The organism is Phycicoccus sp., from assembly GCF_035325325.1.
Classification (GTDB): Bacteria; Actinomycetota; Actinomycetes; order Actinomycetales; family Dermatophilaceae; genus Phycicoccus.
Map to the genome: position 1 here is coordinate 271,111 of NZ_DAOLAC010000002.1, position 18,414 is coordinate 289,524.

Genomic DNA, 18,414 nt, shown 5'->3' on the forward strand with positions numbered 1-18,414 from the left:
CCGGCCGCACCACCGCTCAGCGGCAGCCGGGGATCGACACCGGGTGGCGCAGCCGGTGCAGCACCGCCCGGGCGTCCGGTGCGGCGGGCGCGCGCCGGGAGGCGCCCCGCTCGTAGGGCACCTCGCCGACCGGCTCGTAGTCGCGCGCGAGGTCGAGGCCGGCGACCCCGAGGACGGACGGCGGGACCGCCCGCGGCGCCGAGGAGTCGACGAGGACCAGCGCGTCCGTGAGCGCGCACCGCGCGTGACCGAGGACGACGCGGGCCGCCGCGGTGCTGCCGGAGTACCCCCCGATGAGCCAGGCCTGCCCCACCGGGCGGGCCCCGAGGAGGTACACCGTCCCCGCCGAGGCGCCGGTGAGGTCGAGCACGCGGGTCGTCGGCCCGATGCCGAGCCGGGCGGCCTCGCGGCGGGCGGCCTCGGCCTGGCCGGCCTGGTGCGGGGTAAGCAGGACGCTCCCCGACCCGACCGGCGCCGCGACCGTGGCGGTGCGCAGGTCGGTGCCGCGGTAGGGAGCGCCGGTCGCGGCGACCTGCAGCGGCACGAGGAGCACGGTCGCGACGAGGGCGGGCGCGAGCCGCAGGGTCGCCGGGGCCGCCGTGAGCCGGGCGGTGAGCACGATCAGCCAGGCCACCGCCGCCCGGCCGGCCGCCGACCAGAGGTTGCCGTTGGTCCCGAACGCGTAGGCGGCCGGCACCGCGAGCAGCACGAGGGTCAGGCCGGCCGTCGTCCGCGCGGCGCGCCACCGACCGCCGGGCGGGCCGGGGAGCAGGCCGCCGCGACCGCGCCGGACGAGGGCGGCCGCCACCTGCCCGGCCAGGGTGAGCGCGAGGCCCGCGCCGGCCAGCCCACCGACGACGACCAGGGCGAAGGGCGTGACGCTCCGGCCGACCTCGTCGGTCCACCACCGAGGGGCCGCCAGGACGGCGAAGGCCACGCCGACGGCGACCAGCCCGAGCGTGCCGACGGCCGCGCCGACGAGACCCGGCCGGCTGCTCGTCCGCCGGACGAGGAGGAGCAGCACCGCGACGGCGACGGCGAGCGCGAGGGCGGGCAGGAGGACGCCCGGGTGGTCGGGCAGCGGGTCGCGTCGGAGCAGGTCGTCGTGCCCCCCGAGAGCCCGGGACGCCTGCAGCCCCGTGCGGACGTTCGCGACGAGCTCCCCCGGGCCGAGGCGGTAGGCGAGGAGCATCACCCCCGCCGCGGTGACGACGCCGGCGCCGCCCGCCCACACCCCGAGCCGCCACCGGCCGGGGACGACCAGCCACGCGAGGACGACGACCCCGGCGAGCACCGCCGCGGAGGTGGGTTTGCCGAGGAAGGCGAGCCAGCCGCCGACACCGACGACGAACCAGCCGGCCGGCGCGTGGCGCCCGACTCGGGTGGCGGCGACGACGAGACCGCCCGAGGTGAGGCAGATGCCCTGCAACGCAAGGGTGTTGTAGCTCGGCGACGACGGGAGCGAGACGAGGCTGAGGAGGCCGGTGACGCCGAGGCCCACCGCCGTCCCCGCGCGCAGGGCCGGCCGCCACGGCGCTCGCCCGCCGAGGAGGGCCGGTGTGCCGAGCACCACCCAGGCCAGCCACCCGCAGACCGCGACGGTGGTGGCGATCCCGAGCCACCGGTACGCGACGAGGTCACCGCGGGCCAGGAGCAGGAGCGGGTGGTAGGCGTAGCCGAACTCGAGGACGTCGGCCGTGACGTCGCGGGGGTGGGCCGCCGAGAGCACGTAGAAGCCCTCGTCGGTGCGGTCGAACGCGCGCCGGGCGATCCATCCGGTGACCGCCAGGACGGCGAGGACCGCCAGGCCGAGCGGCACCAGGGCCAGGGCGTTCGCGCGGTCGGCCGGGGCCGGGGGCGCGGCGGCGTCGGCCTCGGGGTCCGTCGTCACGGGCTGGGCCGACACGCGGGCATCGTAGCCGCGCGCGACGCCCCGCCCGGTGCGCGGACCGGGCGGGGCGTCGTGGCGCGGTGGCGGTGTCGCTAGACGACGAGGCCGAGGAGCAGGACGACGACGAGCCCGGTGACCGACAGGAGGGTCTCCATCGCCGACCACGACTTGAAGGTCTGCCCGACCGAGAGGCCGAAGTACTCCTTGACCAGCCAGAAGCCGGCGTCGTTGACGTGGCTGAAGAACACCGACCCGGCGCCGATGGCGAGGACGAGCAGCGAGACCTGCGCGGCCGGCAGACCGGTGGCCAGCGGGGCGAGGATGCCGGACGCGGTGACCGTGGCGACGGTGGCCGACCCGGTCGCGAGCCGGATGAGGACCGCGACGACCCACGCGAGGAGCAGCACCGAGATGCCGCTGCTGCGCACCCAGTCGGCGACGAGCTCGCCGATGCCGGTGTCGACGAGGGTCTGCTTGAACCCACCGCCGGCCGCGACGATGAGGATGATGCCGGCGATCGGCGGCAGCGAGCTCTCGAGGCTCGTGCCGATGTCCCTCATCCCCATGCCGGCGCCACGGCCGAGGGTGGCCATGCCGACGAACACCGCGATGAGCAGCGCGACGAGCGGGGTGCCGAGGAAGTCGAGGACCGAGCGGGCGGTCGTGCCCTCGCTCGTGAAGATGTCCGCGAGCGCCTTGCCCATCATGAGGACGACGGGGGTGAGGACGGCGAACAGCGTGGTCCCGAAGGACGGTCGGCGGGAACGCGTCTCGCGCTCGTCGTCCGCACCGGCGCCGAACATCGCGGGCGGCGGGACGTCGACCCAGCGGCCGGCCAGCTTCGCGAAGAGCGGGCCGGAGACGGCGATGGTCGGCACCGCGACGATGACCCCGAACATCAGGGTGAGGCCGAGGTTGGCCTTGAGGGCGTCGATGGCCACGAGCGGGCCGGGGTGCGGCGGCACGAGGCCGTGCATCGCGGAGAGGCCGGCGAGGGCCGGGATGCCGACGCGGACGACGGAGACCTGGGCCCGGCGGGCCACGAGGTAGATGACCGGCATGAGGAGGACGAGGCCGATCTCGAAGAACATCGGCAGGCCGATGATGGCGCCGACGGCGGCCATCGCCCAGGGCAGCGTGCGCTCGGAGGAGCGGCCGATGAGGGTGTCGACGATCTCGTCCGCGCCGCCGGAGTCGGCGAGCAGCTTGCCGAACATCGCGCCGAGGGCGATGAGGGTGCCGACGCCGGCGGCGGTCGAGCCGAAGCCCTTGCTGAAGGAGTCGACCGTGTCGCCCATCGCGACCCCGGCGACGGCGCCGACGGTGAGCGAGCCGAGGGTCAGCCCGAGGAACGGGTGGATCTTGAAGCGGGTGATGAGGACGACGATGACGGCGATGCCGAGCAGCGCCGCCGGGATCAGCCGGCTCGCGGGGATGCTCGGCGCCGCGTCGGCCGCGGTGAGCGTGGGCAGCAGGAGGCTGTGCAGGTCTGGGGTCATCGGAGGGATCCGTCCTGGGTGGCGAGGAGCTGGAGGGACTGCTCGACGAGGCCGTCGACGGGGGCGCTGACGTCGAGGGCGGCGCCCCGCTCGTCGGCCCCGAGGGGCTCGAGGGTGGCGAACTGGCTGTCGACGAGCGCGGCGGGCATGAAGTGCCCGGGGCGGCCGGCCACCCGGGCGGCGAGCACGCCGCGGTCGCCGTGCAGGTGGAGGAAGACCGCGGCGTCGGCACCGCCGCGCAGCACGTCGCGGTAGGAGCGCTTGAGGGCCGAGCAGGAGACGACTCCCCCACCGTCGCGGTGGGCGTCCAGCCAGGCGGCGATCGTGGCCAGCCACGGCTCGCGGTCCTCGTCGGTCAGCGGGACGCCGGCCGACATCTTGGTGATGTTCTCCGGCGGGTGGAAGTCGTCCGCGTCGGCGAAGGGGACCCGGAGCCGCTGGGCGAGCGCAGCACCCACGGTCGTCTTGCCGGATCCGGACACCCCCATCATCACGACGAGGGGCGGGTGGGCTGCGGTGGGCATCTGCGCGACTCCTGTGTCGGCGGGCTCTCGGCGTCGAGAGGCGGTCGCGGACCAGCATGGAGCATTAAGTCTGCTTTATCAACCCTTCACGCTGAAGAACTCTCATGACATCGGGGAGTGACGCCGATATGTCGGCGTCTGGCACGCTGGGCGCATGGCCCCGGCCCCCCGCCCCGACGACGGCTCTCCCCTGCCCGCGAGCGGCCTGCACGGCGACGTCCTCGACGCGGTCGGCGCCGAGATCGTCTCGGGGGCGGTGCCGGAGGGCTCGGTGCTGCGGATCGACCGGCTCGACGAGCGCTTCGGCGTCTCCCGCTCGGTGGTCCGCGAGGCGGTGCGGGTGCTCTCCTCGATGGGGCTGGTCGAGACCCGGCGCCGGGTCGGGGTGCTCGTGCGGCCGCGCGCGGCGTGGCACGTCTTCGACCCCCGCGTCATCCGGTGGCGCCTCGACGGCCCGGGCCGCGAGGAGCAGCTGCTCTCGCTCGGCGAGCTGCGCCGCGGGTTCGAGCCGGTGGCGGCGGGCCTGGCCGCCGAGCGGGCGAGCCGCGAGCAGTGTGCCCGGATGGCCGCGGCCGTCATGGAGATGCAGGTGCAGGCCAAGGCACAGGACCTCGAGGCCTACCTCGCCGCCGACCAGGTCTTCCACCGGGCGATGCTCGAGGCCTCCGGCAACGAGATGCTCGCCGCGCTGGCCGGCGTCGTCGACGAGGTGCTCGCCGGGCGCACCCACCACGACCTCATGCCGGCCCGCCCGAACCCCGAGGCGATCCGGCTGCACTCCGAGGTGGCCCAGGCGATCGGGGCCGGCGACGCGGCCGCCGCCCACGCGGCGATGACGGCGATCATCGACGAGGCGAGCGCGGCCGTGCGCTCGGCGGCCGAGCCCGACGCCTGAGGCGTCGCCGGTCCGGCGCCGCGGCGGGTGTGCCGGTCCGGATGTATCAGGCTGCCCCCCACCCGCTCCTCTCCCCCGACGGTTCACGCAGGGTGAGCCTGGTCGACGGCCGTGGCCCGGGGAGGAACGCGGTGTGTCGACGTGGTCCATGAGGCCGGTCCGCAGGGGGGCCGGCGTCCGGGACGCGCGGGGCGGTCGGGGCAGGGCCCGCCCGCCCCGCGACCGCGTCCGGGCTCAGTCCAGCGGGAGCAGGTGGTGCCGCTCGCCGGAGCCGCGGGTGGCGCTCACCGAGTCCGAGCTCTGGTAGGAGAGAACGGATCTGCGCGACTGCGCGGAGAGCAGGCTGGCGTCGCTCTGGTGGCTGAAGGCCGAGAAGCGGCTCATGTTCGAGAAGGCCGAGAACAGGCTCATCGACGACGCGACGCTGAAGGCGGAGGCGAAGGAGCCGATGCTGCCGATGCTCGCGACCGACCCGATGCTGCCGATGGAGAGGATGCTGTCGCGGGAGCGGATCGAGAGGAACGAGCCGGTGGAGTCGCGGCTCCACCGCCCGCGCAGCCGCTCGGGGACCGTCGCCATGCCCTCGACGCTACGCGCGGCCGCGCTCCGGCGGAAGGGTGGGCGGTGCTCACGGCGCGAGGAGGTCGGAGCGCGCGCGCGAGGTGACGTGGATCGAGATGCTCACGCCGAGCTCGCGCAGCGCCCCGCCCACCAGCGGCAGCTCGGCCTCGCCGGTCAGCTCGACGACGGCCGTGCGGCCGTCCGGGGTGCCGGTGCCCGGCCCGAGCCGCCAGGCGAGGACGCCGGTCGGGCGGTCGAGGCCGCCGAGGTAGTCCGCCGCCCGGGCCCGGACCGAGGCGTCGCTCAGCGGCACGGAGTCGCCGACCCCCTGCCGGTAGGCGGCGTCGTCCAGGGCGTTGGCCGCCGACAGTGCGGCGCCGTCGGCGACGTCGAGCAGCCGGATGCGGGCGAGGTGGGCCGAGGTGACCGCGACGGTGCCCGCGACGAGGGTCACCGCCACGAGCACGAGGCCGAGGAGGTAGACGGTGATCGTGCCGCCCTCGTCCCGACGCCGCCCGGGGCTCACGGCAGCACCCGGAAGCGGTCGACGGTCGAGACGTGCGAGGCCGACACGGGGACCGACAACGGCAGGACGTCGCCGAGGAACGCAGGCACGAAGGGCAGGGGCACCTGCACCGTCGCCGTCGTCTCGACCCGCCCGTCGGCGCGCAGGCACGGCGTCCCGTCGCAGGCGATGGTCAGCCGGCCCGTGTCCTCGACGTGCTGGTCGAGGAAGGAGATGCGGGCCGCCGCCCGCGCCCGCCCGTTCGCGTCCTGCCCGGCGTCGGTCGTCACGTAGGCCCGCCCCGCCTCCCGGGACGCCTGGCTCACCGCGTAGGCGCCGGCCTGGACCCTCCCGAGCATGAGGACGAGGTAGACGAGCGGCAGCAGCAGGACGACCCCGAGCATGACGAACTCGACCACGGCACTGCCGTTCTCGTCGCGCCGTCGACGGGTCGGGAGGCCGGTCACTGGTCCTCCAGGAAGGCGCGTCCGACCGCGTGGACCCGCCCCTCGGGCCCGAGCAGACCGAGCACCGGCAACGGGGCGGTGACCTCGACCTCGACGACCCGCACGCCGTCGACGACCGCCTCCCGCGAGGTCACCGACCGGGCGTACCGCTCGGAGAGCGAGGCGCTCACCAGCTCGCGGGTCCGGGCGACCGCCTGGCCCGGAACCGCATCCGCCCGGGCACCCGACCGCGCGCCCTCGGACGCGCACGACACCAGGGTGTTGCGCACGTGCAGGACGAGCCCGAGCTGCACGAGGGCGAGGAAGACGACGGTGAGCAGCACCGAGACCATCGCGAAGTCGGCGACGGCCGCCCCTCGCTCGGGCCGCTGTGGACGGGCCACCTCGGCTCAGCCGGTCACCGACGCGAGGGCGTTCTTGAACAGCGTCACGAGCTGCTCCTTGGCCACCGCCCAGAGCACCGTGACGAGGCCGGCGGTCATCAGGGTGATGAGCACCCAGCCGGGCACGTCACCCCGCTCCGCCCGGCGTCCGGCGCGGTCGGCGAGGTGGAAGCAGCTCACGTGGAGCCGGGCGGCGAGCCGTGTCGGTCGCATGGGTGTCGTCCTCTCGTGGGGGTCAGAGCGTGAACCGGAAGAAGGTGTAGCCGGGGTAGACGAGGAAGAGCACGGTGACCGGGAGGATGAGGAAGACGACCGGGACCACAAGTGTCAACCTCTCCCTATCCGGTGGCATCCCGCCACCCACGCAGAGAGGTCACGCGCATGACCGCCACCACCAACCCCGTCCCGCCCGAGGATGCTCCGCTCTACCGGACCTCGCTCGGCTACCGGCTCGACCTGCGACACCGCTTCGCCTGGCGCATGGCGGACTTCGCCCGCTGGCTCCTGGGCGAGGCCGACGCACTCCAGCGTCGGGCGCACGCACTGAGCCGCGGTGAGATCGCCCCCACACTGCCGCTCCTGACCAGCCAGTTCTTCGACGTCGCCGAGGCGATCGGCATGCGCTCCTCGGAGCTGGCGGCGATGGTCGACACGGAGCGACTCAACGAGGGCCGCGACCGCCGGATGGCGGGACGGTGACGTCCGGCCGAATGACCGACGCCCTGTGCTGCGAGTGCGGCACGGTGCGCAAGGTCAGCAGCAACGGCAGGAACGGCCAGGGCGACCCGTACAGCGATTCTGAGGGGCACACAGACGAGCAGGTGGCCCGCGACAGGGCGAACGGGTTTGCCGTGGGCATGGAGCCGTTCTGGCGGTGCCTCAGGCTGCTCAAGTGCGTCACGTGCGGCGAGCGGACCCGGCACGCGACGGTGCGGCTTGACGAGCACCGCGACTACGCCGAGCAGCAGGACCGGGACAGCGACCGGCTGCGCCGGCGCCTGACGGCGCACCTCGGCATGCTCGAGGTCGAGGGCGTGGAGATCAGCTGGGACACGTCCGAGGACATGGGTCCGCATCCGGTCGAGCTGATCCAGTTCCGGGATGACGGCCGCGAGTGGTGGGTCTTGTCCCTCGACCGCGACGCACCCACCGGGGTCCTGTGGTCGTGCCTTAAGCGGGCCGAGGAGGCGATCTTCTCCGGTGGCCTGCCCTTCGCGTGGCGCCAGGACCAGGAGGATGAACGGCTGCAGTGGAGGGGCCGCCACTTCCGCGCGAGCACGCTCTGATCCGCCAAGCCACGACGCCCCCTCACGGTTGCTGAGGGGGCGTCGTGGCGTCAGACCCGCGATGCCGCGATGCCATAGACCTCGCTGTTGCGCCGGTATCCAACGGCGATGACGACAACCGTGCTCGAAGCGTCGTCGATCTTGAACACGACGCGTTTGTCATCACAGCGATATCGCCGGTACCCAACCAGCGGACCGGTGAGCGGCTTCTGGGTCTCGGGTGCGGTCTCAAGGCGCTCGAGCATCCGTCGCTGCTCGCCGCGGTTGAGGATGGCGAACTCCTTGTTCATCACCACAGGGGCCGTGAACATCACCGTGTACACACGCACCCCCACCCCGATGCGGCGATGCGATTAGTCGTGCAGGTTGAGGACCTGGCGCGCGTCAAACACCACAGGCATGGCCCCGTCGGCCACACGCTGGGCAGCAACGTCGTAGACGTCCACCAGTCCACGCTGGAACACTTCGCGAGCTTCGGGACTGACCCTGCCCGAGGTCCAACTTCCGTCGCCACGGAGCGGTCTACTCTTCTGCTTCTCCTCCGGGGGAGCCTGGAACTTCGTGACCATCGCCATACACCTCCTGCGGTAACGACTTCTGAGCGTACTTTTGCCAATTATCCTGAAGCGCCTCGATGAGTTGCGAAATCATCAAAGGCGACATATTCACACGCTGTACAACGACGCCCTCAAAGTCATTGAAGTCGACACGCATGAAGTCGATCGTGAACTCATAGGGCGAGTGGCTGACCCGAGCGAGATTCGACCAGACGCCACCGCGCTGCTCCAGAGAGATCTGAATGTTGAACTCTGGCCCCTGGTCGTCCTGCTCCGACATATCCGGCATCGTGACACATCCTGCTCGTCGCTGCCTCTGCAACGGCTCAGATGGACCCCATGTTCCGAACACTTGGGGCTGGCGGCGCGCCCGGTCACGAGTCGGTGTCACCGCAGGAACAGCACCGTCACGTCGACGTTGACGCCGTTGCCGCTGACGGTGGAGCCCCACGAGCCGACCTGCGACGCGACATAGGCGTAGCACTGGAACGAGCCCGAGAGGCCGGTCAGGAGGGCCGTGGAGACGTGGGTGGAGTTGCGCAGCTCGTTCACGGGCACGGTGGTCTGCATGGCGATGCCGTAGGTCGAGTCACCGTTGATGATCGAGGTCACCGCGAGGTAGTCGAGGCTGCCGGAGCCGTTGAACGCCTGGCCGGCCGCCGCAGCGGTCACCATCGCTCGCGTGTACCCGGTGGGGACTGCGATGGTCACCACCGCCCGCGGGGTCGAGGCGGTGCTCACGGTGAAGCCGGTCTGGTGCTGGTGGTAGACCGCCGGCACGACCGGGTCGACGAGGGCGTCGTTGTAGATCTTGCCCTCGGCGGTGAAGTCGCCGGTGACGATGAAGTTCCCGTAGGCGGTGATCTCGTCCTCGGCGGTGACCTGCAGGCCGGAGATGGCGAACGGTGAGCGGTTGCGAAGTTGACGCAGCTCTTCCTTCACCTGTCGGAACTCGGCAGAGAGGGTCTTCCAGGGTTCTGGTCGTTGGGACATGGCTGGGCTCCTCAGGCGGTGGTGGCGTCGTCGACGGCCCGTAGAGCCTCGGACAACAGGGCATCTAGCTCGGCGGCGTCTGCACGGACGTCGACGCCGGTATCGGCCAGACGCTCGAGCCGGCGCGTGGCACGGCGGGCGGTCAGGATGAACGAGAGCAGGGCGAACCATGCTCGGGTCCGGTGAAGCAGGGTCATGACGAATCCTTTCGAGGGGGCGGTAAGTGGCTAGATGGCCGGCTGGCCGGCCTCGCCGGGGTGGAAGGGCAGGTCCGGTCCGTCGGCGATCAGCGGGAGGTCGTACGGAGTGGACGGCGCGCTCGGGTCGGGGTCGGCCGGGTGCTCGTCCGCCCACCGCTCGTACGCCTCCCAGAACCGGCACTCGGGGTGGGTGCAGGCGAACCCGACCATCGGGCCCGACCAGTCCTCGGCGCGGTAGACAAGCAGCGAGGGCGGCACCAAGCTCTCCACGCCGGCCGGCCGTCGGCGCCTCACGAGGCGCCACCGACGCCGTACACGCCTCGCACGCCCCGGTGCTGGGTCCGGCCGGCCCCGGACTCCTCACCGTGCGGCAGATCCAGCGCCGCAAACAGGCGAGCCAGGGCGATGCGCTGCTGTCGCAGCTCGACGGCGGCCGGATGCACCCGCATGCCTTGGCTGCTCTCCGCCATCGGCCCCTCACGGTCCAGGACCGTCTGGAGGGAGTCGAGCAGGTCCGCGGTCCTGCACGCCTCGCGCAGCACCTGCCGTTCGTGCTCGTCCAGCTCGAACTCCTCGAGCACGGCGGCCCACAGGGACCTACCGGACCGCTTGAGCCCTGTTGGGGGCTTCTTGTCGTTCATCGGGCCTCCTAAGGGCCGTTCGTTTCAGGTGTCGGGGGGAGGGCGCGCCTATCCCCCAGAGGGGCGGGGAGGGCCCCGGGTGGGGGGCCCTCCCCCGGGGTCAGCCGCGCCGCATCCGGATGAGCTGAGCCGTGGCCGTGCTCATCCCCGTTCGCTTGTAGTGCTCCTGCTCCTCCATGTCGATGCGCGCCTCTTCTTCTCGCTCGTCGTCGATGGCCTGGGAGCGGGCCGCGAACTCGTCGGGGGTTGCGAGGGAGAGGCGGTGCCCGGCGTTGGCTGCGCGCCATGCCTCACCGCGCCCGCCGAGGGCCTGCAGCTCTGCCCACGTGAGGTCGGCGACGACGAGGGCGCGCCGGTTCGCAGGGACGTCGGCCAGTCCGGTGCTGCCGCACAGGGCGGTCCAGGCGCCGGCGATCCGGTCGACGGCGTTGAGGGCGTCGCGCGCCTTGCCCCATGCGGTCATGAGTCCGGCTGCCAGTCCGGTGACGCTGGTCTGGTCGTGGAAGTCGGTGTTCGGCATCAGGCGGTGCGCTTCGGCCAGGTCGGCGTCCGCCGTCTCGACGACGCCGGCCATCAACTCGATGATCTTGGGGGCGTGCTCGATGACGATGGCCGAGAGCCTGTTGCTGCGAGCCAGCGAGATCGGGTCGCCCTGGGACATCATCTGGCGGACGAGGGTCCGGAAGAGCTGTCCCTGCAGGTCACGGTCCTTGACCGGGTCGCGGCCGTCGAGCAGGGCGTCGGCGACCTGCGCGGCCGTCAGGTCGGTTTCCGAGCGAAGAGCCAACATGGCTCGCTGGGTGGCCTCCTCGACATCGTGCATGGCCTTGCTCATCGGGTTGGGGATGCCGAGCTCGCGCAGGACGGGCAGGACGATGCCGAGGGCACCGGCGGGGGTGAGGGTTGTGGTCATGAGGTTTCTCCTTCGGTGTTGGTCGATCGCTGGGGAAGTCGGGGTGCAGGGTCGTCGCTGCGGAACAGTCCGCGGACGAAGGTGCGCATGTCGTCGGGCTCGTCGCTCAGCTCGGGGTCAGGCGGTTCCTCGCCTTGGGGCTGTGGGAACAGCCGGCGCACGAAGTCGCGGTCGTCGTCGCTCATGGGGTCTCCTCCTGGGTGTGGGTTGCTCGCCGTAGGCGCTCGGCCTCGATGTCGGCGAGGGTGGGGCGGCAGTTGTGGGCCTCGAGCCAACGCATGAGGGCCCGGGCGTGCTGGGTCCCTCGGCGCTCGAGGAGCCGGTCGGGGATCTGGGCGAGAAGGGGGTGGGTCATCGGGTCTCCTTGATCTCGGTGTGCCCGTACCTGCGCCGCAGGCGGGCGCGTCGGGCTCGGTTGTGCTTCCGCACCCGGGCGCGGTGCTTGTGGCGGGGCCAGCGGTCGCCGGCTCGGTCGACCGGCGGCGCGGGCGGGATCTTGAGGTCGTTCACGTCACGCCTCCTGTTGTTGGGGGCAGACGGCTACTGATAAGAGTCAAGAGAGCGCTTGCGTTTCCGCAGGTCAGGGGCTTGGGGGTGAGTCAGATCAGACCCACCGGGTGGGTCTGGATTGACTCACCCACGGGGCCTAGGTGGGTCTGATCTGACTCACCTAGCGGCTGTGCGCGGTGCACTTCGCCCCCTTCCCCATGCCTCCGGAGACGGCGTGTGAAGGCACGACGAGGCAGGTGGAACCCGACAGCGGGGACAGCCAGCCGTACTCGACCGCCCGCTTGATGGCCCGCTGGAGGTTGTGCTTGTCCATCGGCTCGACGACGCCAGCCTCGGGGTGCGGCGTGCCGAGGATCAGGCCGAGCTGTCCGGGCTTGAACGGGCTGTGCCCGTCGCGGCGGTGACTGCCGTACGCCACGCACGTCACGCGCAGCCAGGGCGGCAGGCGCCGGTCTCCGGCCCGCTCGAGCCAGACGGACTGGTAGTGCATCGAGAACGGGTTCTGTCGGCTCACGACGCCTCACCGACCTCGAGCAGGGCGAGCTGGCCGTCGACGGTGACCTCGGCGATCGGCTGACGGCACGAGGAGCCGTGCCGGATCGGCTCGGGCGGGATGACGTAGCAGCCCTTCATGCGCACGGTGATGCCGGCACTCTCGGCCCGAGCGATGATGTCGCCGACGCGCTCGGTGCGAACGCGCCAGCCGCGCAGACGGTTCGACCACTGGGCAGGGATGCCCTCGTCGCGTAGCCAGTCGAGGATGTTCCCGCGCAGCAGGCTGTCGGGCTTGGTGGTGCCGGCGAGGCCGTACACGAACAGGACGCGACGGGTGGAGCGGGTGATCGTCACGCGGACCGCCTCCCCTCGCGCACGGGACCATGAAGCAGTCGCTGCCGCTCGGCCTCACGCCCCGCAGAGGGCTGGGGCGCCTCAGGCAGACGGGCCAGGTTGTGCACGATGCGGACGGCCTGCTGCCAGAGCAGGGCTTCCCGGCGCTCAACCTCGGCCCGCTCGATCTCACGGCCCTGCAGGTAGCCACTGCGCCACGCCGCGTCCCAGATCTCGCGACCTCGGGCCGAGAGTCGGAGCAGGTCGACGGAGGCCGCCTGTGTCACACTGAGGTTGTCGCCGCCAAACGACTCAGCAGCGCTCTCGGACCTCTGCCGGGGGCGCTGTTCGTTGTCGGGGGGTCCGATCATGCGGAACCCCGCTCACGGTCAACGTTGCGCGCAGCGGTCTCACCCGTCGGGTCGGCGTAGGAGATGACGCGGGCGATCTCGGGGTTCGCGAGGCCAGCGCGTCGCTGCTGCGCGTCGAGCTGGACGGCGTTGGCGAGGAAGTCGAAGAACGCGAACCCGTTCCGCTCGACCCGTCCCTTGAAGCGCAGGCACAGCCGGGCGATCTTGTTCGGGCCGTAGTCGATGCCGACGTTCCAGAGGATCGTGCGAGCGGTCGCCTTCAGGGCTTCCATGTCCGACGACGCCGTTCCGTCGGGTCCTGCGGTCCGGACCGCGCCCGGCGGGGCGCTCACGCGGCACCCCCGCGCAGGAGCACTGCGAGCCGGTCACGCTGCTCTGCTGTCAGCGGCGGGGCACTGTCCACGGCCTTGCGGATGTGCTCGGCGAGACGCTCGGCTCGCAGGTTCCGCCGCGCGTCGGCCAGCTCCGGGTCGTCGGGTGTGCGGGATCGGGTGAGGGATGCGACTCGTGCGCGTTCGTGGGTCCACGTGGACATGGAAAGTACCTCCGGGCATGGAGATTTCTCCTGCCCGCTGAGGCACTTGTTTTGCTCGGGTTAACCCTTGCCCGCGCTCGGGGGTCTGCGGCTCAGCCGCGGCTCTTGCTACGTCCGAGGCTAGCAGCAAGGAGGCTTAGCGGGACCTCCGACACACCCGAGGCGCGCCACCCGTCCAGTACGGGAAACAGGTTCTCGCTTCGCGCGGCCACCGACTCGCCCCGCTGCCCCTTGGGCTTTCCCTTGCACTTCCGGCACACCAGCTCGAACCTGTCCCGGATGTCAGCGTTGCTGACCGACGGGTCGAGTGCCCAGCCTGTCTCAGCCGGGGTGTTCTCGAGGAGGTGGTAGCCGGCGCTCGTTCGGCCCCTTCCCGCCCGGCTGGCGGGCACCTCGTGCCAGCCGCCCCGCGGCACGGCTACGAAGTTCGTCACCGGCACACGACGCCCCGAGTGGGACGGGTCCTCGCAGAACACTTGGATCTTGAAGGCGGTCACGCGGTTCTCCATTCAATGTCGACCTGATCCGGGGTGAACCGAACGCCCTTCCCCGCGGGCAGGATTCGCACGAGTGCCAGCGCGTCAATAACAGCGCGGACGTCTCGAACGGCCAACTCGGCGAGCGTCGCAGAGACGTCTTCAGACACTGCTACCTTGGCGAGGGGCGTGGCGGCCGTGGCGGCGTCGATGGCCCGTTCGGCTTCGTCCAACTCGGCCCCGAGCCTCTCCGCCTGCGCCCTCACCGCCTCCGCCCCGAGCAGACCGTCCGCGAGCAGGGAAGCCAGGCCGTCGCGGCGCTCTCGCAGATCCACGGCGGTGGCGCGCAGTGCGTCGAGGTCGACGTCTGACGCCAAGAGGTCTACGGCATCCGGGCGAGAGAGGCGCTCGGCGACGATGCTGAGCACCACCTCGTCGACGTCCTCGAGCCCTCGGCCCATGTAGCAGCGACGACAACGGTAGATCATGCGGCCCGACGGTGACGGGGTGGCCCACATCGGCTCGTCGTCGTTGCCGCAGCGCACGAGCCCGGACAGCAGCCACTTCACCTCAGTCGACGGCGGCGCCGCCTTCCGTGCCGGGTCGCGCAGGATCGCGCCCACACGGTCGTACGTCTCGGCGTCGAGGATCGCCGGCCCTCCCCCGCCGTAGTCCTCGCCCTTACTCACGACTCGCCCCACCACCCTCGGGTTGGTGAGGGCGCGGCGTACGGCGGTGACCGTCCACGGCTTCCCCAGGGTCGTCGTCACGCCGCGGGCGTCGAGGTCGCGGGCGATGCTCGCCAACGTGTCGCCCGCGAGCACCCGACTCGCCGCGCTGCGGATCTCGTCGGCCTCCGAGTCCACGATGCGCACCTCTCGGCCGTCTCGCTCGAAGCCGAACGGCCGGCGCGTCCAGAGCACAACGCCGGACTGTGCCCGCTGCCGGTTGGCCGCGATCTGCCGCGCCGCCTTCTGCTCACCCTCGTAGGACGCCACGGAGCCGAGCAGGCTGGCGATCATGCGGCCTGAGGGGGTGGACAGGTCGAGGTCCGACGAGCGCACGGTAGCGATCTTCAGGGTGCGTTGCTCGGCGACCTCGACGAGATCCACGAGGTCGCGCAGCCGGCGGTAGAGACGGTCCGTGTGCCATGCGATGAGGACGTCATGACGGCCGGCCCTGAGGTCCGCGAGCAGACGGACCCACTCAGGGCGCGGCTTACGGTTCGTCGCGCTGCGGTCGTTGTCCTGGTAGACCTCGACGACCTCCCAGCCGTTGCGCTCGGCCAACTCGCGACACTCGGCGAGCTGGCGGGACACGGCGGCGCCCTCGCCGGAGCGGTCGAGGCTCTGGCGGGCATATATCGCTGCGCGACTAGTCACATTGCAAAGGGTACCTGTTGACAATCGGGACCATCATCGCGATCTCCTTCTTGCCGCCTGCCTCCATGAGGGAGCGCCGCCCCTCCTCCCGGACGTCCTGGGCCTGCGCCCGGAGCACCTCCGCGAGCGGGGTGCCGCGCTGGACCGCGACGACCACGCCGTCGACGAACCGTCGCAGGCTCGGCAGCCCGGACCGCTCGGCGAGCCCCTGCAGCGCGGTGGGCAGGTTGGCTCCCGCCCGGGCGTCCGCGAGGCACCGACGCAGCTCGGCCGCGAGTTCACCACCGGACAGGCGGCAGACCCGCTCGAGCGCCCCGACCGCGCCCTCCCCGGCACCGACGGCAAGGGCGAGCAGCTCTGCGACGGTGGGGAACTCGCTGAGCATTCGTCGCTCTCGCCGTGCCGCTCGAGCGGTGAGCAGGTAGTCGGCGCCGGTGACGCCGAGGCCGAAGCCGATCGCGGTGAGGAGCAGCACGGTGACCGCCGAGCCGTCCCGGGCGACCGCCAGCAGCACGCTCGCGGTCGCGGCGGCGACGGCGGCACCGACACCCCACAGCACCTGCTCGGCCCGGAAGCGGTCGACATCGGCGGCGAGGCCGGCCCGCAGCTGGCGGCTGCGGACCGACGCGGCCCCACCGAGCACGCGGTCGACGCGGCGGCCGAGGTCGCGCACGAGCGGCGCCGCGACACCGCCGAGCATCCCGCGGGAGGCGGAGTCCTCGAGGAGCCGCGAGGGACGTGGGGTGTCACGGAGGTAGGGCAGCACCCGGTCGGCGAGCCCCCGACGACGGTTGCGCGGCAGGCGCGCCCACACGAGGGCGAGCCCCAGGCCGGCGACGAGGCCGAGGAGGGCGCCGGTGCGGGCGAGGTCGCTCATCGCAGCACCCGCTGCTCCTCGGGCAGCCGCCCGATCCGGACCATGAGCCAGTACGCGGCGGCGGTGACGGCGGCCCCGACCGCGAGCACGGCCGCGCCGAGGCCGGACGCGTAGGCCTCGACCGACTCCGGGCGCGTCGACATCAGCGCGAGGACGACCCACGGGGCCGCGACCGCGAGCCGTGCGGCGTTGACCGTCCACGCCTGGCGGGTCTCGAGCTCGGCCCGGGTGCGGGCGTCCTCGCGCAGGAAGCCCGACAGCGTGCGCAACAGCCTCCCCAGGTCGCTGCCACCGACCTCGCGGGCGATCCGGAGGCTCTCGACGAGCCGGTCCCCGACGGGGTCGCTCAGCCGTTCCTTGAGCCGGTCGAGGCAGTCCGAGAACCGCCCGGTCAGGCGGTAGTCCTCGGCGAAGCGTCGGAACGGCTCACGCAGGGGCTCGGGTCCCCGGTCGCCGAGCTGGCCGAGGGCCTCCGGCAGGGCCATCCCGGCCCGCACGGCCGAGGTGATGTTGTCGACGGCGTCCGGCCACAGGTCGCGCAGGACCGCTCGGCGGCGCCGGGCCCGGCGGCGGACGTAGGCCACGGGGAGGACGGCGGCGAGCACGGCGAAGCAGACCGCGATCGGGAGCACGCCCACGCCCACCCAGACGATCGCCAGGACGAGCACGAACGACGAGGTACAGGCGAGGAGGAGGCTGCGGACGGTGAGTCCGGAGAGGCCGGACTGCACGACCTCGTCGCGCAGCAGCTCGAGCGCACCGACCCGCGGCGGGCGCCGCCGCTCGCCCGGGTCGGGCACCCAGCAGCTCCACCACACGAGGAACAGGCCGATTCCGAGGGCCAGCCCGAGCAGCAGTCCGGTCACGAGGCCCCCCGGGCGAGAAGGGCGGCGAGGTCGTGCCCCGCACGCTCGAACCGGTCGGGGTGCGGCGGGAAGCCGTCCGCCCGCACCAGCTCGCCGCCCCGGCGCACGAACAGGTCGGCGATCTCGACGACGTCCTCCTCGGTGCGCCCGGGCACCGCGGCGATCTCGCGCACCGTGCGCCGGCCGTCGCGCTCGAGCGCCGCGTGGACCACGAGGTCGATCGAGGACGCGACCGTCGGGACGACGAACCGGGCGGAGACGTTCTCGCCGGCCAGGAGCGGCAGCGTGCACATCTTCGTCACCGCCTCACGGGCACTGTTGGCGTGGATCGTGCACATGCCCGGCAGGCCCGAGTTCAGCGCGATGAGCAGGTCGAGGCTCTCGGCCTGACGGACCTCGCCCACGATGATGCGCGAGGGACGCATCCGCAGCGCCTCCTTGACCAGCCGGCGCAGCGGGATCTCGCCGGTGCCCTCGAGCGAGGGCTGGCGGCACTGCATCGAGGCGACGTCGCGGTGCGGGATGCGCAGCTCGAAGACCTCCTCGCAGGTGACGACGCGCTCACGGGCCGGGACCGCCGAGGCCAGGCAGTTCAGGAGCGTCGTCTTGCCGGCCTGGGTCCCGCCCGAGACGAGGACGTTGAGGCCGGCGGTGACCGCGGCCCCGAGGAAGCGGGCCGCCTGCGCGCTCAGGGTGCCGAGGCGGACGAGGTCGTCCATCGAGTCGGCCTTGACGACGAACTTGCGGACGTTGACGTACCAGTGCTCCCGGGTGATGTCGGGGATGACGACGTGCAGCCGGCTGCCGTCAGGAAGCACCGCGTCGACGAACGGTGAGCTGAGGTCGACCCGCCGCCCGGAGGACTTGAGCATCCGTTCGACGAGGTCGCGGACCTGCTCGTGGGTGAGCAGGGTCGTCGTCAGCTCGGCGACGCCGTCGCGGGCGACGAAGACCCGGGACGGCTCGTTCACCCAGATCTCCTCCACGCGGGGGTCGTCGAAGTACTGCTGCAACGGGCCGAAGCCGATGACGCTGTCCCACACCGCTTTCGATGCCGACTCGAGGTCGGCGAGCACCGGCATCCCGCCGTGCACGGACCGCTCGTCGTAGTCGGTGACGGCGTCCCGGACGAGCCGCCGCACGGCGTCCTCGTCGCGCGCCGGGTCCAGCCCGGAGCGACGGATCAGCTCGCGGACCTCGCCCTCGAGCGCGCGGACGGCGTCGACCACGTCCCCTCCCCCTTCCTGCGACCGC

At 72.4% G+C, this 18,414-nt stretch carries 29 protein-coding genes; 3 read left to right on the forward strand and 26 right to left on the reverse strand.

Translation table 11 applies throughout. The annotated features are described in order from the left end of the window. Window positions 1-16: 16 nt before the first annotated feature. The 3 genes from PKA89_RS02880 to PKA89_RS02890 all read right to left on the reverse strand — a co-directional run bounded on the left by PKA89_RS02880 (window position 17) and on the right by PKA89_RS02890 (window position 3,914). Window positions 17-1,906, reverse strand: coding sequence for a hypothetical protein (locus PKA89_RS02880; protein ID WP_324416416.1), 1,890 nt, complete (start codon window positions 1,904-1,906; stop codon window positions 17-19). A 77-nt stretch (window positions 1,907-1,983) separates the two neighbouring features. Further along, window positions 1,984-3,390, reverse strand: coding sequence for a gluconate:H+ symporter (locus tag PKA89_RS02885; protein ID WP_324416418.1), 1,407 nt, complete (start codon window positions 3,388-3,390; stop codon window positions 1,984-1,986). After that, a complete protein-coding gene (locus PKA89_RS02890) occupies window positions 3,387-3,914 on the reverse strand; it encodes a gluconokinase (RefSeq protein ID WP_324416420.1) in 528 nt (175 codons plus the stop codon). The genes PKA89_RS02885 and PKA89_RS02890 overlap by 4 nt, the downstream gene beginning before the upstream one ends. Window positions 3,915-4,068: 154 nt before the next feature. On the opposite strand from PKA89_RS02890, the gene PKA89_RS02895 reads away from it, so the two are divergent. Then, window positions 4,069-4,809, forward strand: coding sequence for an FCD domain-containing protein (locus tag PKA89_RS02895; RefSeq protein ID WP_324416422.1), 741 nt, complete (start codon window positions 4,069-4,071; stop codon window positions 4,807-4,809). 234 nt (window positions 4,810-5,043) lie between these two features. Here PKA89_RS02895 and PKA89_RS02900 read toward each other — a convergent pair whose 3' ends face one another. The 5 genes from PKA89_RS02900 to PKA89_RS02920 are packed head-to-tail and all read right to left on the reverse strand — an operon-like array spanning window position 5,044 to window position 6,938. After that, window positions 5,044-5,388, reverse strand: a complete 345-nt coding sequence (locus PKA89_RS02900; RefSeq protein WP_324416424.1) for a hypothetical protein — start codon at window positions 5,386-5,388, stop codon at window positions 5,044-5,046. Between the two features lie 49 nt (window positions 5,389-5,437). Beyond that, the gene (locus PKA89_RS02905; protein WP_324416426.1) at window positions 5,438-5,896 is read right to left on the reverse strand and encodes a pilus assembly protein TadG-related protein; all 459 of its coding nucleotides are present in this window, start codon (window positions 5,894-5,896) and stop codon (window positions 5,438-5,440) included. Next, on the reverse strand, window positions 5,893-6,342 hold the full coding sequence (locus tag PKA89_RS02910; RefSeq protein ID WP_324416428.1) for a TadE/TadG family type IV pilus assembly protein: 450 nt from the start codon (window positions 6,340-6,342) through the stop codon (window positions 5,893-5,895). The genes PKA89_RS02905 and PKA89_RS02910 overlap by 4 nt, the downstream gene beginning before the upstream one ends. Continuing rightward, window positions 6,339-6,725, reverse strand: a complete 387-nt coding sequence (locus PKA89_RS02915) for a TadE family protein (RefSeq protein WP_324416430.1) — start codon at window positions 6,723-6,725, stop codon at window positions 6,339-6,341. Before PKA89_RS02915 ends, PKA89_RS02910 begins: the two co-directional genes overlap by 4 nt. A gap of 6 nt (window positions 6,726-6,731) precedes the next feature. Then, window positions 6,732-6,938 (reverse strand): hypothetical protein, encoded by a 207-nt coding sequence (locus PKA89_RS02920; protein WP_324416432.1) that lies wholly within the window; start codon window positions 6,936-6,938, stop codon window positions 6,732-6,734. Between the two features lie 168 nt (window positions 6,939-7,106). Between PKA89_RS02920 and PKA89_RS02925 the strand changes: the two genes are divergently transcribed. Then, window positions 7,107-7,424 (forward strand): hypothetical protein, encoded by a 318-nt coding sequence (locus tag PKA89_RS02925; RefSeq protein ID WP_324416434.1) that lies wholly within the window; start codon window positions 7,107-7,109, stop codon window positions 7,422-7,424. Between the two features lie 11 nt (window positions 7,425-7,435). After that, window positions 7,436-8,011 carry a hypothetical protein gene (locus tag PKA89_RS02930; RefSeq protein ID WP_324416436.1) on the forward strand — a complete coding sequence of 192 codons (576 nt, stop codon included), beginning with the start codon at window positions 7,436-7,438 and terminating at the stop codon, window positions 8,009-8,011. Window positions 8,012-8,061: 50 nt separating this feature from the next. Here the strand turns inward: PKA89_RS02930 and PKA89_RS02935 are convergent, their stop codons facing one another. The 18 genes from PKA89_RS02935 to PKA89_RS03020 form a co-directional block, all read right to left on the reverse strand. Next, window positions 8,062-8,301, reverse strand: coding sequence for a type II toxin-antitoxin system RelE/ParE family toxin (locus tag PKA89_RS02935; RefSeq protein ID WP_324416438.1), 240 nt, complete (start codon window positions 8,299-8,301; stop codon window positions 8,062-8,064). Between the two features lie 232 nt (window positions 8,302-8,533). Beyond that, the gene (locus PKA89_RS02940) at window positions 8,534-8,857 is read right to left on the reverse strand and encodes a DUF3467 domain-containing protein (RefSeq protein WP_324416440.1); all 324 of its coding nucleotides are present in this window, start codon (window positions 8,855-8,857) and stop codon (window positions 8,534-8,536) included. A gap of 98 nt (window positions 8,858-8,955) precedes the next feature. Further along, window positions 8,956-9,561: a hypothetical protein gene (locus PKA89_RS02945; protein ID WP_324416442.1), complete on the reverse strand. Its 606-nt coding sequence runs from the start codon at window positions 9,559-9,561 to the stop codon at window positions 8,956-8,958. An 11-nt stretch (window positions 9,562-9,572) separates the two neighbouring features. Beyond that, the gene (locus PKA89_RS02950) at window positions 9,573-9,758 is read right to left on the reverse strand and encodes a hypothetical protein (protein ID WP_324416445.1); all 186 of its coding nucleotides are present in this window, start codon (window positions 9,756-9,758) and stop codon (window positions 9,573-9,575) included. A 30-nt stretch (window positions 9,759-9,788) separates the two neighbouring features. Beyond that, window positions 9,789-10,019, reverse strand: a complete 231-nt coding sequence (locus PKA89_RS02955; RefSeq protein WP_324416447.1) for a hypothetical protein — start codon at window positions 10,017-10,019, stop codon at window positions 9,789-9,791. Window positions 10,020-10,051: 32 nt separating this feature from the next. After that, window positions 10,052-10,402, reverse strand: a complete 351-nt coding sequence (locus tag PKA89_RS02960) for a terminase (protein ID WP_324416449.1) — start codon at window positions 10,400-10,402, stop codon at window positions 10,052-10,054. A 100-nt stretch (window positions 10,403-10,502) separates the two neighbouring features. Further along, the gene (locus PKA89_RS02965; RefSeq protein ID WP_324416451.1) at window positions 10,503-11,315 is read right to left on the reverse strand and encodes a hypothetical protein; all 813 of its coding nucleotides are present in this window, start codon (window positions 11,313-11,315) and stop codon (window positions 10,503-10,505) included. Then, the gene (locus PKA89_RS02970) at window positions 11,312-11,500 is read right to left on the reverse strand and encodes a hypothetical protein (protein ID WP_324416453.1); all 189 of its coding nucleotides are present in this window, start codon (window positions 11,498-11,500) and stop codon (window positions 11,312-11,314) included. The genes PKA89_RS02965 and PKA89_RS02970 overlap by 4 nt, the downstream gene beginning before the upstream one ends. Further along, on the reverse strand, window positions 11,497-11,670 hold the full coding sequence (locus PKA89_RS02975) for a hypothetical protein (RefSeq protein WP_324416455.1): 174 nt from the start codon (window positions 11,668-11,670) through the stop codon (window positions 11,497-11,499). The genes PKA89_RS02970 and PKA89_RS02975 overlap by 4 nt, the downstream gene beginning before the upstream one ends. Then, the gene (locus PKA89_RS02980; protein ID WP_324416457.1) at window positions 11,667-11,825 is read right to left on the reverse strand and encodes a hypothetical protein; all 159 of its coding nucleotides are present in this window, start codon (window positions 11,823-11,825) and stop codon (window positions 11,667-11,669) included. The genes PKA89_RS02975 and PKA89_RS02980 overlap by 4 nt, the downstream gene beginning before the upstream one ends. Window positions 11,826-11,985: 160 nt before the next feature. Continuing rightward, window positions 11,986-12,339: a hypothetical protein gene (locus PKA89_RS02985; protein ID WP_324416459.1), complete on the reverse strand. Its 354-nt coding sequence runs from the start codon at window positions 12,337-12,339 to the stop codon at window positions 11,986-11,988. Further along, entirely contained in the window at window positions 12,336-12,674 is a 339-nt protein-coding gene (locus PKA89_RS02990; protein WP_324416461.1) for a hypothetical protein, read from the reverse strand. The genes PKA89_RS02985 and PKA89_RS02990 overlap by 4 nt, the downstream gene beginning before the upstream one ends. 346 nt (window positions 12,675-13,020) lie before the next feature. Further along, entirely contained in the window at window positions 13,021-13,296 is a 276-nt protein-coding gene (locus PKA89_RS02995; protein ID WP_324416463.1) for a hypothetical protein, read from the reverse strand. Between the two features lie 355 nt (window positions 13,297-13,651). After that, window positions 13,652-14,056 carry a hypothetical protein gene (locus PKA89_RS03000; protein WP_324416465.1) on the reverse strand — a complete coding sequence of 135 codons (405 nt, stop codon included), beginning with the start codon at window positions 14,054-14,056 and terminating at the stop codon, window positions 13,652-13,654. Next, window positions 14,053-15,417, reverse strand: coding sequence for a recombinase family protein (locus tag PKA89_RS03005; protein WP_324416468.1), 1,365 nt, complete (start codon window positions 15,415-15,417; stop codon window positions 14,053-14,055). The genes PKA89_RS03000 and PKA89_RS03005 overlap by 4 nt, the downstream gene beginning before the upstream one ends. Beyond that, window positions 15,410-16,294, reverse strand: coding sequence for a type II secretion system F family protein (locus PKA89_RS03010; RefSeq protein WP_324416470.1), 885 nt, complete (start codon window positions 16,292-16,294; stop codon window positions 15,410-15,412). Before PKA89_RS03010 ends, PKA89_RS03005 begins: the two co-directional genes overlap by 8 nt. Next, window positions 16,291-17,160, reverse strand: a complete 870-nt coding sequence (locus tag PKA89_RS03015; protein WP_324416472.1) for a type II secretion system F family protein — start codon at window positions 17,158-17,160, stop codon at window positions 16,291-16,293. The genes PKA89_RS03010 and PKA89_RS03015 overlap by 4 nt, the downstream gene beginning before the upstream one ends. After that, on the reverse strand, window positions 17,157-18,389 hold the full coding sequence (locus PKA89_RS03020; protein WP_324416474.1) for an ATPase, T2SS/T4P/T4SS family: 1,233 nt from the start codon (window positions 18,387-18,389) through the stop codon (window positions 17,157-17,159). The genes PKA89_RS03015 and PKA89_RS03020 overlap by 4 nt, the downstream gene beginning before the upstream one ends. Window positions 18,390-18,414 lie beyond the last annotated feature (25 nt).